A 14,044-nucleotide genomic window follows, 5' to 3' on the forward strand; every position below is an offset into this window, starting at 1 on the left:
GATGCGACCAGCCTCACCGGCCTCCGACGCCCTCACCCCCCGCGGGCGCAGCCGCCGTACCCTGCTCATCGCGGGCGGGATCCTGGTCACCGGCGCGGCGCTCGGCCAGGACCCGGCCTACGCCGACGCCGACTACGACGTGGTGGTGGTCGGCTCGGGGGCCGCCGGGATGACCGCCGCCCTCACCGCCGCCAAGCGCGGCCTGAGCACCGTCGTGCTGGAGAAGGCGCCGACGTTCGGCGGGTCGGCGGCGCGGTCGGGGGCGGGCATCTGGATCCCGTGCAACGAGGTGATCCTGGCCGCCGGGGTGCCGGACACGCCCGCCAAGGCCGCCGCGTACCTGGCCCGCGTGGTGGGCGACACCGTCCCGGCCGCGCGGCAGCAGGCGTTCCTGAACGCGGGGCCGCAGATGATCTCGTTCGTGACGCGCAACAGCCCGCTGCGCTTCCGGTTCATGGAGGGGTACTCCGACTACTACCCCGAGTTCCCCGGCGGGATGCCGGGCGGGCGGTCCATCGAACCCGACCAGTTCGACGGCAACCTCCTCGGCCCGGAGCTGGCCCGGCTCAACCCGCCGTACATGGCGACCCCGGCGGGCATGGTCGTCTTCAGCGCCGACTACAAGTGGCTGACGCTCGCCCTGGTCAACCCGAAGGGCGCGGAGGTGTCGGCGGCCTGCCTGCTGCGGGGCACGCAGGCGGCGTTGCGCGGCGAGAAGCCGCTGACGATGGGCCAGGCGCTGGCCGCCGGGCTGCGCGCCGGGCTGCTGGCCGCCGGGGTGCCGGTGTGGCTGAACACCCCGCTGCTCGGCCTGCACGTCGAGGGCGGCCGGGTCGCGGGCGTCGTCACCCCGGCCGGGGTGGTCAGGGCCAGGCGCGGGGTGATCGTCGGCTCGGGCGGGTTCGAGCACAGCGCGGCGATGCGGGCCGAGTTCCAGCGCCAGCCCATCGGGACGAGCTGGACGGTCGGCGCCAAGGAGAACACCGGCGACGGCATCGAGGCCGGTGAGCAGGCCGGCGGCGCGCTGGACCTGATGGACGACGCCTGGTGGGGGCCGGTGATCCCGCTGCCCGGCGAGCCGTACTTCTGCCTGGCCGAGCGGACCCTGCCGGGCTGCGTCATCGTCAACGGCGCCGGCCGGCGCTTCGTCAACGAGGCCGCGCCCTACAGCGACGTCGTGCACGTCATGTACGACCGCAACACCCCGTCCGACCCGCACATCCCCGCCTGGCTGATCATCGACCAGCAGTACCGCAACAAGTACCTGTTCAAGGACATCGCCCCGCTGCTGCCCTTCCCCGACTCCTGGTACGACAGCGGCGCCGTGTTCAAGGCCCCGACGATCGAGCAGCTCGCCCGCAGGATCGGGGTGCCGGAGGCCGCCCTGCGCGCCACGGTCACCCGCTTCAACGGCTTCGCCCTGGCCGGGCGGGACGCCGACTTCCACCGCGGCGACAGCGCCTACGACCACTACTACGCCGACCCGTACGTCCGGCCGAACCCGTGCCTGGCGCCGCTCTGGCTGCCGCCGTTCTACGCCTTCAAGATCGTCCCTGGCGACCTGGGCACCAAGGGCGGCCTGCGCACCGACGCCCGCGCCCGCGTCCTGCGCGCCGACGGCTCGGTGATCCCCGGCCTGTACGCCGCCGGCAACGCCAGCGGCGCCGTCATGGGCCACAGCTACGCGGGCTCGGGCTCGACCATCGGACCGGCCATGACCTTCGGCTACGTGGCCGCGAACGACCTGGCCGGCGGCTGACCGTCAGTCGGCCGTGTAGCTGATCGACCGGACGTCGTAGCCCCTCGCCTCGGAGCCGCGGACGTGCATGAACATCGCGCCGCCCTCGTAGGACCAGGCGCACGCGTAGCCCTTCGGCTCCTTGGCGCAGCCCTGGAAGTGGTGGGTGACGCCGCGCGGGTCGTACCTGACCCGGAACAGCGTCCGCACCGCGTCCTGCGCGCCGACCTCCAGGGCGGCGTACCGGTCGCCGCGCTTCCAGGCGGTGAACAGGTGCCCGGCCGCGGCGGACGGCCGCACGACGTGCCGGGACAGGTAGACCTTGGTGACCTTGGAGCCGGTCACGGCCATCGCGATGCCGTTGAGGCCGCCGGGCACGCGCACGCTGGTGTGCACGTACCGGCACACGCCGCGCGAGCAGCCGTCGAATCGGTCGGGCGCGCGGTAGGCGTAGCCGAAGATCGTGCGCACCGCGGCGGGGGTGGCGACCCCGGCCGCGGCGGCGCGGTCGCCGGCCAGCCACGCGCGGAACAGCTTGCCCGCCACCTTGCCGGGCGCGGGGGCGGCGGCGAGCGCGGGGGCGGTGGGAACGCCGAGCGTCAGCGTGGCGGCCGCTGCGAGGACGGCGCCGCCGAGAAACAGTCGTCTGGACACGCCCCGACGCTAGGACCTGTCCCTTGCGCAGGGATTGCTCCCGACTTGCAACCCTTACCCCCGCACACCGGCGGCACATTGACGGCGCGGCGGCCGGACGGCCGTCGGGCCGTTCGCGTACCGGGACGGATGCTCAGCGTGACGACCTGTTCACGGATGACAAGCGGGGATCGTACAGTGTCAGGATGACGGTCGAGATCACGTGGTCGCGGCGGCGCGTGGCGACCGGCCGGGGCTCGCCGTCGCGCACATGACGTAGCCGTCATCCTCACGGACGAGAAGGACCACCCCCATGGCTCAGATCAGTCCCCCCAGCCCGCCCGAGGCCGGCAGCGGCCAACCCAGCCTGAAGCGGGTGATGGGCCCCGGCCTGTTGCTGCTGTTCATCGTCGGCGACATCCTCGGCACCGGCATCTACGCCCTGACCGGCCAGGTCGCCGGCGAGGTGGGCGGCGCGGCCTGGCTGCCCTTCACGATCGCCTTCGTCGTCGCGCTGATCACCGCCTGCTCCTACCTGGAGCTGGTCACCAAGTATCCGGAGGCCGCGGGCGCCGCCCTCTACGTGCACAAGGCGTTCGGCAAGCACGCGCTGACGTTCCTGGTGTGCTTCGCGGTGATGTGCTCGGGCATCACGTCGGCGTCGGCGGCCTCGCGGGCCTTCGCCGCCAACCTCGCCACCGGGTTCGGCCTCGACGCGGGCAACGGCGTCATCCTGTTGATCGCCGTGGGGTTCATGCTGCTGATCCTGGCCGTCAACCTGCGCGGCGTCGGCGAGAGCGTCAAGCTCAACGTCGTGCTCACCGCGGTCGAGCTGTCGGGGCTGCTGATGGTCATCGTGCTCAGCGGGTACTTCATCTCCGGCGGCCACGCCGACTTCTCCCGCGTCGTCGCCTTCGAGACGCCCGCCGACAAGGGCGTGTTCCTGGCCGTCAGCGCCGCGACCTCGCTGGCCTTCTTCGCCATGGTCGGCTTCGAGGACTCCGTCAACATGGCCGAGGAGACCAAGGACCCGACCCGGATCTTCCCGCGCATGATGTTCGCGGGCATCGGCATCACCGGGGTGATCTACGTGCTCGTGTCGATCTGCGCGGTCGCCGTGGTCCCGGTCGGGCAGCTCGCCGCCAGCGAGACGCCGCTGGTCACGGTGGTGCAGACGGCGGCTCCTGGCGTGCCGATCGCCTCGCTGCTGCCGTTCATCTCGATGTTCGCGGTCGCGAACTCGGCACTGATCAACATGCTGATGGCCAGCCGGCTGCTGTACGGCATGAGCAAGCAGGGCGTGCTGCCGCCGTTCCTGTCGGCGGTGCACGCCACCCGGCGCACGCCGCACGCCGCGATCCTGTTCACCACGGTGATCGCCGTCGGCCTCATCACGTTCGTCTCGCTGGTCCCCGACAGCCCGGTCGTGGCGCTGCTGGGCGGCACGACCTCACTGCTGCTGCTCGCCGTCTTCGCGGCGGTCAACGTGGCGGTCCTCGTCCTGCGCCGGGACGTCACCGGCACCGAGCACTTCAACGCGGGCCGCGTGCTGCCCGTGCTGGGCACGGTCACCTGCCTCTACCTGGTGCTGCCGTGGTCCTCCGGGCGTCCGGCGGGCCAGTACGAGATCGCCGGGATCCTGCTGGTGATCGGCGTGATCCTGTGGGGGGCGTCCTGGTTGTCGGCCAGGCGGCGAGCCGTCGGGCGACCTTAAGCCCGGCGGAAGCAGACCGTAAGTAAGCTCCGGCACGCTGGGAACCACACAGAGCGGAACCGGAAGGACATATCAAATGCGCAAGGTCAAGCTGCAGCTCCAGATCACCACGGACGGCTTCGTGGGCGGCCCCGACGGCGAGATGGACTGGGTCAAGTTCCCCTGGACCGACGACATCAACGCCCACGTCGCGGCGCTGTGGGAGCCGGTCGACACCATCGTGCTGGGCCGCAAGCTGGCCGAGGGCTTCATCCCGGCCTGGGAGTCGCGGCCGGCGGGCGAGACCGAGGAGGGCATCGACAAGATGATCAACACGCCGAAGGTCGTCATCTCCCGCAGCCTGGCCGAGTCGCCCTGGAAGAACGCCGTCGTGGCGGGCGGCGACCCGGCCGAGACCGTCGAGGAGCTGAAGGCGAAGCCCGGCGGCGACGTGATGGTGGCCGGCGGCGCCTCGATCGGCCGGCAGCTGATCTCGCGGGGGCTGATCGACGAGCTGCACCTGTTCGTCAACCCGGTCGCGATCGGGGCCGGGCTGCCGCTGTTCCCGGCGGGCGAGGGCTACCACCGGCTGCGCCTGGTCGGCGCGCGCGCGTTCGACTGCGGCGTGGTGGGCCTGCACTACGAGCCGGAACGTTCCTGAGAGGTCCGCCCTTCACCGTGGCGGGCCGTGAAACGCGGAGAACGAACGAGAGCACGTGCCCGGGAATGGCCTCCCGGGCACTTCGCTTTTTGGTCAGAACGCCGCTGACCAGGAGATAGTCCGGCCGTCAATGACGGCAAAAGCGAAGGCCCGGGAGAATGGCGGTCAGTCCACCTCGACGGCGGCCTGGGCGAACTGGGCGGAGTAGAGGCGGGCGTAGGCGCCGTCCGCCTCGAGGAGGGCTTCGTGGGTGCCCTGCTCGACGATACGGCCCTCCTCCATGACCAGAATGAGGCTGGCGTCGCGGATCGTGGACAGGCGGTGGGCGATCACGAAGCTGGTCCGGCCCTCGCGCAGCGAGCTCATCGCCCGCTGGATGAGCACCTCGGTACGGGTGTCGACCGAGCTGGTGGCCTCGTCCAGGATGAGGATCGCCGGCTCGGACAGGAACGCGCGGGCGATCGTGATGAGCTGCTTCTCACCCGCGCTGACCGTGGCGCCCTCCTCGTCGATCACCGTGTCGTAGCCGTCGGGCAGCGTGTGGGCGATGCGGTCGACGTGGGCGGCGCGGGCGGCGGCCTCGATGCGCTCACGGGTGGCGCCCTCGGCCCCGTAGCCGATGTTCTCGGCGATCGTGCCGCCGAACAGCCAGGTGTCCTGGAGCACCATGCCGATGTCGGCGCGCAGCTCCTCCCTGGACATCTGGGCCGTGTCGACGCCGTCGAGGGTGATGCGGCCGCCGGTCACCTCGTAGAAGCGCATGATGAGGTTGACCAGGGTCGTCTTGCCCGCTCCCGTGGGGCCGACGATGGCCACGGTCTGGCCGGGCTCCACGGTCAGCGACAGGTCCTCGATCAGCGGCCGGTCGGGGGCGTAGCGGAAGGAGACGTTCTCGAACGCCACGCGCCCCCGCAGCTCGGCGGGACGGGCGGGCTCGGCCGGCTCGGCCGACTGCTCGGGCGCCTCCAGCAGCTCGAAGACCCGCTCGGCCGAGGCGATGCCCGACTGGACGAGGTTCGCCATGCCGGCCACCTGGGTCAGCGGCTGGCTGAACTGCCGGGAGTACTGGATGAACGCCTGCACGTCGCCCAGCGAGATCGAGCCCGACGCCACCTTGAACCCGCCCACGACGGCGACCAGCACGTAGTTGACGTTGCCGATGAACATCATCGCCGGCTGGATGACGCCGGAGATGAACTGGGCGCGGAAGCTGGAGGCGTACAGGGCCTGGTTGTGCTCCTCGAAGGTGGCGGCGGCCTCCTGCTGGCGGCCGAAGACCTTGACCAGGGTGTGGCCGCCGTACATCTCCTCGATGTGGCCGTTGAGCTTGCCGGTGGACGACCACTGCTTGACGAACTGCGGCTGCGACCGCTTGCCGACGACGGTGGTGACGTAGACCGACACGGGCACCGTTACCAGGGCGATGAGCGCCAGGATCGGCGAGATCCAGAACATCACCACCAGCACGCCCACGACGGTCAGCACCGAGGAGATGAGCTGGCTCATGGTCTGCTGGAGGGTCTGGGCGATGTTGTCGGTGTCGTTGGTGGCGCGGCTGAGGATCTCGCCGCGCGGCTGGCCGTCGAAGTAGCTGAGCGGCAGCCGCGCCAGCTTGGCCTCGATCCGCTCGCGCAGCCGCGACGCCGCCCGCTGGACGATGGTCGTCGTGAGCCGGAACTGCGCGATGCCGAGCAGCGCCGCCACCACGTAGATGGCCAGCACCCAGCCCAGGACGTGGGCCAGGCCGGTGAAGTCGATGCCCCGGCCGGGCACGACGGTCATCGAGGCCACCATGTCGGCGAAGTTGTCCTCGCCCCTGGCGCGCAGGCCCGCCACGGCCTGCTCCTTGGTGAGCCCGGCGGGCAGCCGGGCGCCGATGATGCCGGAGAAGATCAGGTCGGTGGCGTGGCCGAGGATCTTGGGCCCGGTGACGGTGAGCGCGACGCTGGCCGTGCCGAGCGCCAGCACGACGCCGAGCATCGCGCGTTCGGGCCGCAGCAGGCGCAGCAGCTTGCGCAGCGTGCCGCCGAAGTCGAGCGCCTTCTCGGCCGGCCCGGACATCATCCTGGCCGGTCCGAAGCCGGGCTGCGGGCGGCGCGCGGGAGCCTGGGCGGTCATGCCGCGGCCTCCTGTTCGGTGAGCTGGGACAGCACGATCTCGCGGTAGGTCGGGCAGGACTCCATGAGCTCGGCGTGGTCGCCGCTGCCCACCACCCGTCCCTCGTCGAGCACGAGGATGAGGTCGGCGTCGCGGATCGTGTTCACCCGCTGGGCGACGATGACGATCGTGGCGTCGGTGATCTCCTCGGCCAGGGCGGCCCGCAGGCGGGCGTCGGTGGCGTAGTCGAGGGCGGAGAAGGAGTCGTCGAACAGGTAGATCTCGGGCCGGTGCACGAGGGTCCTGGCGATGGCCAGGCGCTGGCGCTGGCCGCCGGAGACGTTCGTGCCGCCCTGGGAGATCGGCTCGTCCAGGCCGCCGGGCATCGCCTCGACGAACTCGCGGGCCTGGGCGATCTCCAGGGCCCGCCACAGCTCCTCGTCGGTGGCGCCGGGGCGGCCGTAGCGCAGGTTGGAGGCCACGGTGCCGGAGAACAAATAGGGCGACTGCGGGACCAGGCCGACCGCGCGGGACAGCGCCGCCGGGTCGAGGTCGCGCACGTTGACGCCGTCCACCAGCACGTCGCCGGCGGTCGCGTCGAACAGCCGCGGGACGAGGTTGAGCAGCGTGGTCTTGCCGCTGCCGGTGCTGCCGATGATCGCGGTGGTCCGGCCCGGCCGCGCGGCGAAGCTCACCCCGCACAACACCGGGTCCTCGGCGCCCGGGTAGCGGAAGTCGACGGACCGCAGCTCCAGCTCGCCCCGGTGGCCGTCGGGGGTGACGGGGTCCGCGGGCGGGTGGACGGACGGGTCGGTGCCCAGCACGTCCTCGATGCGCTCGGCGCAGACCTCGGCGCGCGGGATCATCATGAACATGAACATGGCCATCATCACCGACATCAGGATCTGCATCAGGTAGGAGATGACCGCGGTCAGCGCGCCGACCTGCATGGTGCCGTCGGCGATGCGGTGGCCGCCGAACCAGATGACGGCGACGCTGGAGACGTTCACGACCAGCATGACCGAGGGGAACATCAGCGCCATCAGCCGGCCGACCCGCAGCGAGACGTCGGTGAGCCGGTCGTTGGCCACGCCGAAGCGCTCGCGCTCGTGCCGGTCGCGGACGAACGCCCGGATGACCCGGATGCCGGTGATCTGCTCGCGCAGCACCTGGTTGATCCGGTCGATGCGCTCCTGCATGGTGCGGAACAGCGGGCGCATCCGCCAGACGACCAGGCCGACGATGACGATCATCACCGGCAGCACGACGAGCAGCAGCGACGACAGCGTGGTGTCCTGGCGCAGCGCCAGCACGATGCCGCCGACGCACATGATCGGCGCGGCCACCATCATCGTGAACGTCATCAGCACGAGCAGCTGCACCTGCTGCACGTCGTTGGTGGTCCGGGTGATCAGCGACGGCGCCCCGAACCTGTTCACCTCCTGCGCCGAGAAGCCCTGCACGCGGTGGAAGATCGCGGCGCGCAGGTCGCGGCCCAGGGCCATCGACGTCCTGGCGCCGTAGTAGACGGCCACGATCGAGCAGACGATCTGGACGAACGTCACGCCGAGCATCACCAGCCCGACGCGCATGATGTAGCCGGTGTCGCCGGTGATGACGCCGTGGTCGATGATGTCGGCGTTGAGTGTGGGGAGATAGAGCGTGGCCAGTGTCTGCACGAACTGGAAGAGGACCACGAGGGTGATCTCCTTCCCGTACGGCCTGAGCTGGACCCGCAGCAGGCGTAGCAGCATCAACGGACGCTTTCTGTGGTGGGGGTGCGGGCGGAGGGCAACAGCAGCCCGTCGAGCAGGACCGAGACGGTCTCCTCGTCGTCCATGTCGCCGAAGTCGGCCGACAGGCCGAACCCGCGGTGGACGCTGACCGTGACGAGCATGATCAGCAGGTGCGCCGTGGCCATGGGCGAGCGGCGCAGGCGGTCGCGGTCGGGCTCGACGAGAGCGGCGAGAGCGGCGGTGATGCGGGCGCGGTGATCCATCAGGCGCTCGCGGAACTCGGTGTCCTCGGCCATCAGCTCGCGGGGCGCGGTGAAGAGGTTGGCGTTGGCGGTCATGCCGGCCCGCAGCAGCGCCACCGCCTCACGCAGCCGGACCCGCAGGTCGGACGTCGTGCCGATGGCGGTGAGCGCGTCCTCGGCCGGGCGGGCGTCGAACACGCTCATCAGCGCCGCGCGCAGCAGCGTGGCCTTGTCGGGGAAGACGCCGAAGATCGTGCCCTCGGCCACGCCCGCGGCCTCGGCGATCTGGCGGGTGCTGACGGCGGTGCCGTGCGCGCGCAGCAGGGGGATGGTGGCCTCGATGAGGGCGGCACGGCGGTCTTCGGGCGCCATGGCGGGCACCCGTCGCCTTCTGGTCATGCGGACGAGCGTAATGAGTGAGTACTCGCTCGTTCAAATCATTATTTGCCGGACATGTGGATCGGCAGGTCAGCCCGCCTTGTCGTCGGCCAGGTTCTTGAGCCACACGCCGGCGCCCCGCATGAGCACGTCCAGCTCACGGCGGAGCTCGGCGTTCTCGCGGCGCAGCCAGAGCAGCTCGTCCCGCTCCGCCAGGGAGAGCACGCCGGTCTCCACCGGCTGGGCCGGCCGCGGTTGGTGGCGGCCTTCCGGGGCGGGGTCGGGCGAGCGGAACGCGTCCTCCCAGGGGCCGAGGGCGGCGGACCGGGCGGCGTCGAGGGCCGCCGGAACCGGACCGGCCACCGGCTCAGGGATGGGGACGGGCGCGGGGGTCTCGGCGGGCGCCGGGGCCGGCGCGGCGGCGGGCGTGGGCTTGGGCAGCGTCAGGGTGACCAGCGCGGCGGCCAGCGCCACGCCGCAGCCGATCAGCAGGGCGGTGCGGAAGCCGGTCTCCGAGGGCAGCGTGTGGCCGCCGACCGTCACGGTGAGCTGGGCCAGGACGACGCCGACCACGGCGGCGCAGACGGAGGTGCCGATGGAGCGCATCAGGGTGTTGAAGCTGTTGGCGGAGGCGGTCTCGCTCCTCGGGACCGCGCCCATGATGAGGGCGGGCATCGCGCCGTACGCCAGGCCGACCCCCGCGCTGCCGACGCAACCGGCGATCATCAGGCCCCAGCTCCAGCCCATCAGGCCGAGCGCGGCCCCGTAGCCGGCGGCGATGACCAGCGCGCCGACGAACAGGCTGGTCTTGGGGCCGCGGGCGGCCGACAGGCGGGCGCCGAGCGAGGAGACCGCCATCATCATCAGCCCGGACGGCGCCATCCAGAGCCCGGCGGCCAGCATCGACTGGCCCAGGCCGTGGCCGAGCGCCGCGGGCAGCTGCAGGATCTGCATGAGGACCAGCGACTGGGCGTACATGGCGAAGCCGACGAGGATCGAGGCCACGTTGGTGAGCAGCACCTGGGGGCGGGCGGTGGTGCGCAGGTCCACGAGGGGGTCGCGGACGCGCAGCTCCCACAGCGCCCACAGCAGGGCGAGCACCACCGCGCCGCCGAGCAGCCCGAGGGTGGTGCCGCTCGACCAGCCCCAGTCGCCGCCCTTCGACACGCCGAGCAGCAGGCAGACCAGCGCCGCGCCCAGGCCGAGCGCGCCGACCAGGTCGAGCCGGCCCCGGGCGGCGGCGGTGGGCGTGGCCGGGACCAGCAGCCAGATCAGCACCGCGACCAGCACGCTCAGCGCGGCCGAGCCCCAGAACAGCACCCGCCAGTCGGCGTACTCGGCGACCGCGGCCGAGATCGGCAGCCCGAGCGCGCCGCCGATGCCCATGGACGAGCTCATCAGCGCGCTGGCCGGGCCGACCCGCTGGGGCGGCAGCAGGTCGCGCAGCGCGCTGACGCCGAGCGGGATCATGCCGACGCCCAGCCCCTGGAGGCCACGTCCGGCGATCATGGGGATCAGGGAGCCGGACAGCGCGCACACCACCGACCCGGCGATGAGCGGCACCGAGCAGACGAGCATCATGGTGCGCTTGCCGTAGAGGTCGCCGAGCTTGCCGATCACGGGGGTGGCGACCGCGCCGACCAGCAGCGTCACGGTGATCACCCATGACGTGTCGGCGGCACTGGCCCGCAGCAGCCGCGGCAGCTCGCCGATGAGCGGCACCACCAGCGTCTGCATGAGCGAGCCGACGATGCCGGCGACCGCGAGCACGCTGACGATCCCGCCGCCGGAGCGCGGGCTGGGCGCGGAATGCACCATTAATCCCCCTATTGTCCGAATGCACCCTACACAGGATGTGCTCCCTGCACAACCTGTGCGTCCTGCACATCGGATCGGTCGCGGAAAGGGGGCCGCGCGGCGAACTCCGTCGCGACGCGGGCCGCCGGAAGGTCAGCCGCGGTCGCGGGCGCCGCCGTCGAGGACCTGGTCGATGTGGGCGGCGAGCTCGACGTCGCGCTCGGTGACCCCGCCGGCCTCGCCGGTCGAGAGCCGGAAGCGGATGCCCTCCGCCGTGCGCTCGATCTCGGCCTGGTGCCCCAGCGTGGCGCCCTCGTTGTGCACCGCCTCGCTCAGCCAGCCGTAGCTGTCCGGCGTGATCGGCACGTCCTTGACCAGGGCGTCGCCGTCCCGCCGCCAGCCCTCCAGCGCCACCAGGGCGGTGTCGATGTCCTCATCGGTCAGGCGCTCGGCCATGTTGCCCCCAAAGTCGTCGGCTTCCCGAGGCTCGGCTACCACCGATGGGCCGCTTCACACCCGCCATATCCCTCTATAACGTGTAGTACTACGATTCGTAGAGGGGGCTGTCGCATGCGGGTACTGGTGGCGGGGGCAGGGATCAGCGGGCTGGCGGTCGCGCGCGGCCTGGTCGCGGACGGCCACGAGGTCGTCGTGCTGGAGGAGGCGGACGGGCTGCGCCTCGGCGGCGGCGCGATCACGCTGTGGTGCAACGGGACGGCGATCGTCGGCGACCTCGGCGTGGACCTGGCCGGCACCGGCCAACGGCTGTCCACGTTATCCGTGCGCACGGCCCGGGGCCGCCGGATCATGGAGGTGGACCTGGAGTCCCTGACGGCCCGCTTCGGCTCGGCCCCCAGGGTGATCCCGCGCGGCTCGCTGATCAGGCTCCTGGCCGCGGGCCTCCCGGCGGGCGCCGTCCGGTTCGGGGCGGGCGTGCGGGAGGTGGAGGCCGGCCGCGACGGCGTGCGCGTGCGCACCGCGGCGGGCGCCGAGCACGAGGCCGACCTCTTGGTCGGCGCCGACGGCGTGCGCTCACGGGTCCGCGCGCTCGTGCTGGGCGACGTCCCCGCGACGCCGACGGGCGCGGCGATCTGGCAGGGCCTGACGCCCGCCCCCTTCGACCCCGGCCCGACCACGACGCTGATGATCGGGCGGCAGGGCGACTTCGGTTTCATGGGCGCGGGCGACGGGCTCATGCAGTGGTTCTTCGAGCAGTCCTGGTCGCCGGCCGACCCGCCGGCGGACAAGCCGGTGGAGATGTTGCGCCGCCGGTACGCCGGCTGGGGCGCACCGGTCGCACGGGTGCTGGACTCGCTAGCCGACGGCGACGTCGAGCTGTTCCCGCACGCCCGGCACCGGGTCCCGCGCCGCTGGGGCGCGGGCCGGTGCGTGCTGCTCGGCGACGCGGCGCACGCGATGCCGCCGGTCGGGGCGCACGGCACCAACCAGGCACTCGAGGACGTGGCCGCGCTGACCGCCTGCCTGCGGGCCGCACCGGACCCGGCGGCGGTCGTGGACGCGTACTCGGCGCGGCGCAGGCGGCGGGCGGCCCGCGCCTCGGCGGTCGCCGCGAACCTGCTCGCCGTGTCGGGCCCGAGGACCCTCATGCAGAGCGAGCCCCTGATGCGGCTGATGGCCGCCGTCCCGCCCCGCCTGGCGGCGCCCGGTTTCGGACGCCTGCTGCGCGCGCTCAGCGACCGGATCTGACACTCGGAGCGCACGCCTGCGCCGTTTCTGACATAGGGTTGACGCCGCCGGGACGCCCGGACACCGCCGCCGAGCCTGTGACAGGCCGCTAATCACAAGATCGTTTATATAAATGCTTGAATTACAGCATTTACGACCTGACTTACTACCCATTTCGGGCAAGTCATTTCTGTCAGGACGTACAAACTGTTTGCCGAAACACGGTGAAATGTGATCAGTTTACGGACGTGAGAGATTTTCTCATTATCGGGGGCGGCGTCGCGGGCGCCTGCGCGGGGTTCTTCCTCGCCGGGTCAGGCACCGTGACCCTGCTCGAAGCCGAGCAGGTCACCGGCCACCACTCGACCGGACGGTCGGCGGCGCTCTTCTCGGAGTACTTCGGCAACCGGCCCGTCCGGGCTCTCACGGCGGCGAGCAGGCACTTCCTCGCCGCGCCCCCGCCGGGTTTCGCCGACGTCCCGCTGCTGAGCCCGCGCGGCGTGCTCGCGCTGTGCCCGCACGGCGGCGAGAAGCTGTTCGACGAGGTGCTGGCAGAAGGACGGCGGGCCCCGGCACCGGCCGTGGAGATCGACCCCGCCGAGGCCCCGGCGCACTGCCCGATCCTGCGTCCTGGCCGGTTCAGCAGGGCGATGCTCAAGCCCGGCGCGATGGACATCGACGTCGACGCCCTCCACCAGGGCTTCCTGCGCGGCATCAAGGCCCGGGGCGGGCAGGTGGTCACCTCGGCCCGGGTCCGGGCGCTGTCGCGCACGGCCGGCGTCTGGCGGGCGGTCACCGACGCGGGCGAGCACGCCGCGCCGACCCTGGTCAACGCGGCCGGGGCGTGGGCCGACGAGGTCGCCGGGCTGGCCGGGGTGCGTCCGGTGGGGCTGCGCCCGCTGCGCAGGACCGCCTTCCTGGTGGACCTGCCCGAGGGGACGGACGCCCGGTCCTGGCCGATGGTCACCGACGTGGCGGACACGTTCTACTTCAAGCCCGAGTCCGGGCGGCTGCTGGTCTCCCCCGCCGACGCCACGCCCGTCCCGCCCTGCGACGCCCGCCCCGACGACCTGGACGTCGCCGTCGGCGTGCGGCGCGTCCAGGAGGCCACGACGCTGGAGATCCGCAGCGTCCGGCACGCCTGGGCCGGGCTGCGCAGCGAGGTGGCCGACGGGACGCCGGTGATCGGGCCGGCGCCCGACGACCCGGGGTTCGTCTGGCTGGCCGCCCTGGGCGGCTACGGGGTCCAGACGTCGCCCGAGGCGGGCCGGATCGCCGCCGCCGCGGCGATCGGCGGGGCCGCCGACCCGGCGTACGCGCCGGGCCGGCTCTGGAACGACTTGGAACGCCTATGAGGAAGGCGACGGGGGCGTGTGGGGCAAG

11 protein-coding genes are annotated in these 14,044 nt (G+C 72.2%); 5 read left to right on the plus strand and 6 right to left on the minus strand.

All coding sequences use genetic code 11. The annotated features are described in order from the left end of the window. The first annotated feature begins 1 nt into the window (after nt 1). The gene (kstD, locus tag ABZ459_RS33255; protein ID WP_357978882.1) at nt 2–1,759 is read left to right on the plus strand and encodes a 3-oxosteroid 1-dehydrogenase; all 1,758 of its coding nucleotides are present in this window, start codon (nt 2–4) and stop codon (nt 1,757–1,759) included. Between the two features lie 3 nt (nt 1,760–1,762). On the opposite strand, the gene ABZ459_RS33260 is transcribed toward kstD, so the two are convergent. After that, complete coding sequence (locus ABZ459_RS33260) at nt 1,763–2,392, minus strand: hypothetical protein (protein WP_357978883.1); 630 nt, start codon at nt 2,390–2,392, stop codon at nt 1,763–1,765. Between the two features lie 292 nt (nt 2,393–2,684). Here ABZ459_RS33260 and ABZ459_RS33265 point away from each other — a divergent pair, with 292 nt between their 5' ends. Together ABZ459_RS33265 and ABZ459_RS33270 are read left to right on the plus strand one after the other, a co-directional pair. Further along, a complete protein-coding gene (locus tag ABZ459_RS33265) occupies nt 2,685–4,085 on the plus strand; it encodes an APC family permease (protein ID WP_357978885.1) in 1,401 nt (466 codons plus the stop codon). A 76-nt stretch (nt 4,086–4,161) separates the two neighbouring features. Continuing rightward, nucleotides 4,162–4,725, plus strand: a complete 564-nt coding sequence (locus ABZ459_RS33270) for a dihydrofolate reductase family protein (protein WP_357978887.1) — start codon at nt 4,162–4,164, stop codon at nt 4,723–4,725. Nucleotides 4,726–4,890: 165 nt separating this feature from the next. Here ABZ459_RS33270 and ABZ459_RS33275 read toward each other — a convergent pair whose 3' ends face one another. From ABZ459_RS33275 to ABZ459_RS33295, 5 genes are all read right to left on the minus strand, one after another. Continuing rightward, nucleotides 4,891–6,843, minus strand: a complete 1,953-nt coding sequence (locus ABZ459_RS33275; RefSeq protein WP_357978889.1) for an ABC transporter ATP-binding protein — start codon at nt 6,841–6,843, stop codon at nt 4,891–4,893. After that, nucleotides 6,840–8,576: an ABC transporter ATP-binding protein gene (locus ABZ459_RS33280; protein ID WP_357978891.1), complete on the minus strand. Its 1,737-nt coding sequence runs from the start codon at nt 8,574–8,576 to the stop codon at nt 6,840–6,842. The genes ABZ459_RS33275 and ABZ459_RS33280 overlap by 4 nt, the downstream gene beginning before the upstream one ends. Continuing rightward, on the minus strand, nt 8,576–9,199 hold the full coding sequence (locus ABZ459_RS33285) for a helix-turn-helix domain-containing protein (protein ID WP_357978893.1): 624 nt from the start codon (nt 9,197–9,199) through the stop codon (nt 8,576–8,578). The genes ABZ459_RS33280 and ABZ459_RS33285 overlap by 1 nt, the downstream gene beginning before the upstream one ends. A 69-nt stretch (nt 9,200–9,268) precedes the next feature. After that, nucleotides 9,269–10,996, minus strand: coding sequence for an MFS transporter (locus tag ABZ459_RS33290; RefSeq protein ID WP_357978894.1), 1,728 nt, complete (start codon nt 10,994–10,996; stop codon nt 9,269–9,271). Between the two features lie 132 nt (nt 10,997–11,128). Continuing rightward, a complete protein-coding gene (locus ABZ459_RS33295; protein WP_357978896.1) occupies nt 11,129–11,431 on the minus strand; it encodes a 4a-hydroxytetrahydrobiopterin dehydratase in 303 nt (100 codons plus the stop codon). Between the two features lie 114 nt (nt 11,432–11,545). On the opposite strand from ABZ459_RS33295, the gene ABZ459_RS33300 reads away from it, so the two are divergent. Together ABZ459_RS33300 and ABZ459_RS33305 are read left to right on the plus strand one after the other, a co-directional pair. Next, a complete protein-coding gene (locus ABZ459_RS33300; RefSeq protein ID WP_357978898.1) occupies nt 11,546–12,682 on the plus strand; it encodes an NAD(P)/FAD-dependent oxidoreductase in 1,137 nt (378 codons plus the stop codon). A gap of 227 nt (nt 12,683–12,909) precedes the next feature. Continuing rightward, the gene (locus tag ABZ459_RS33305) at nt 12,910–14,016 is read left to right on the plus strand and encodes an FAD-binding oxidoreductase (RefSeq protein WP_357978900.1); all 1,107 of its coding nucleotides are present in this window, start codon (nt 12,910–12,912) and stop codon (nt 14,014–14,016) included. Nucleotides 14,017–14,044 lie beyond the last annotated feature (28 nt).

The sequence above is a fragment of the Nonomuraea sp. NPDC005692 genome, assembly GCF_040631115.1.
Taxonomy (GTDB): Bacteria; Actinomycetota; Actinomycetes; order Streptosporangiales; family Streptosporangiaceae; genus Nonomuraea.

Excerpts from the sequence above, each read along its gene's own strand:
- kstD (WP_357978882.1), top strand. The coding sequence starts at position 2 with ATGCGACCAGCCTCACCGGCCTCCGACGCCCTCACCCCCCGCGGGCGC.
- ABZ459_RS33265 (WP_357978885.1), top strand. The coding sequence starts at position 2,685 with ATGGCTCAGATCAGTCCCCCCAGCCCGCCCGAGGCCGGCAGCGGCCAA.
- ABZ459_RS33270 (WP_357978887.1), top strand. The coding sequence starts at position 4,162 with ATGCGCAAGGTCAAGCTGCAGCTCCAGATCACCACGGACGGCTTCGTG.
- ABZ459_RS33275 (WP_357978889.1), bottom strand. The coding sequence starts at position 6,843 with ATGACCGCCCAGGCTCCCGCGCGCCGCCCGCAGCCCGGCTTCGGACCG.
- ABZ459_RS33280 (WP_357978891.1), bottom strand. The coding sequence starts at position 8,576 with ATGCTGCTACGCCTGCTGCGGGTCCAGCTCAGGCCGTACGGGAAGGAG.
- ABZ459_RS33285 (WP_357978893.1), bottom strand. The coding sequence starts at position 9,199 with ATGACCAGAAGGCGACGGGTGCCCGCCATGGCGCCCGAAGACCGCCGT.
- ABZ459_RS33290 (WP_357978894.1), bottom strand. The coding sequence starts at position 10,996 with ATGGTGCATTCCGCGCCCAGCCCGCGCTCCGGCGGCGGGATCGTCAGC.
- ABZ459_RS33295 (WP_357978896.1), bottom strand. The coding sequence starts at position 11,431 with ATGGCCGAGCGCCTGACCGATGAGGACATCGACACCGCCCTGGTGGCG.
- ABZ459_RS33300 (WP_357978898.1), top strand. The coding sequence starts at position 11,546 with ATGCGGGTACTGGTGGCGGGGGCAGGGATCAGCGGGCTGGCGGTCGCG.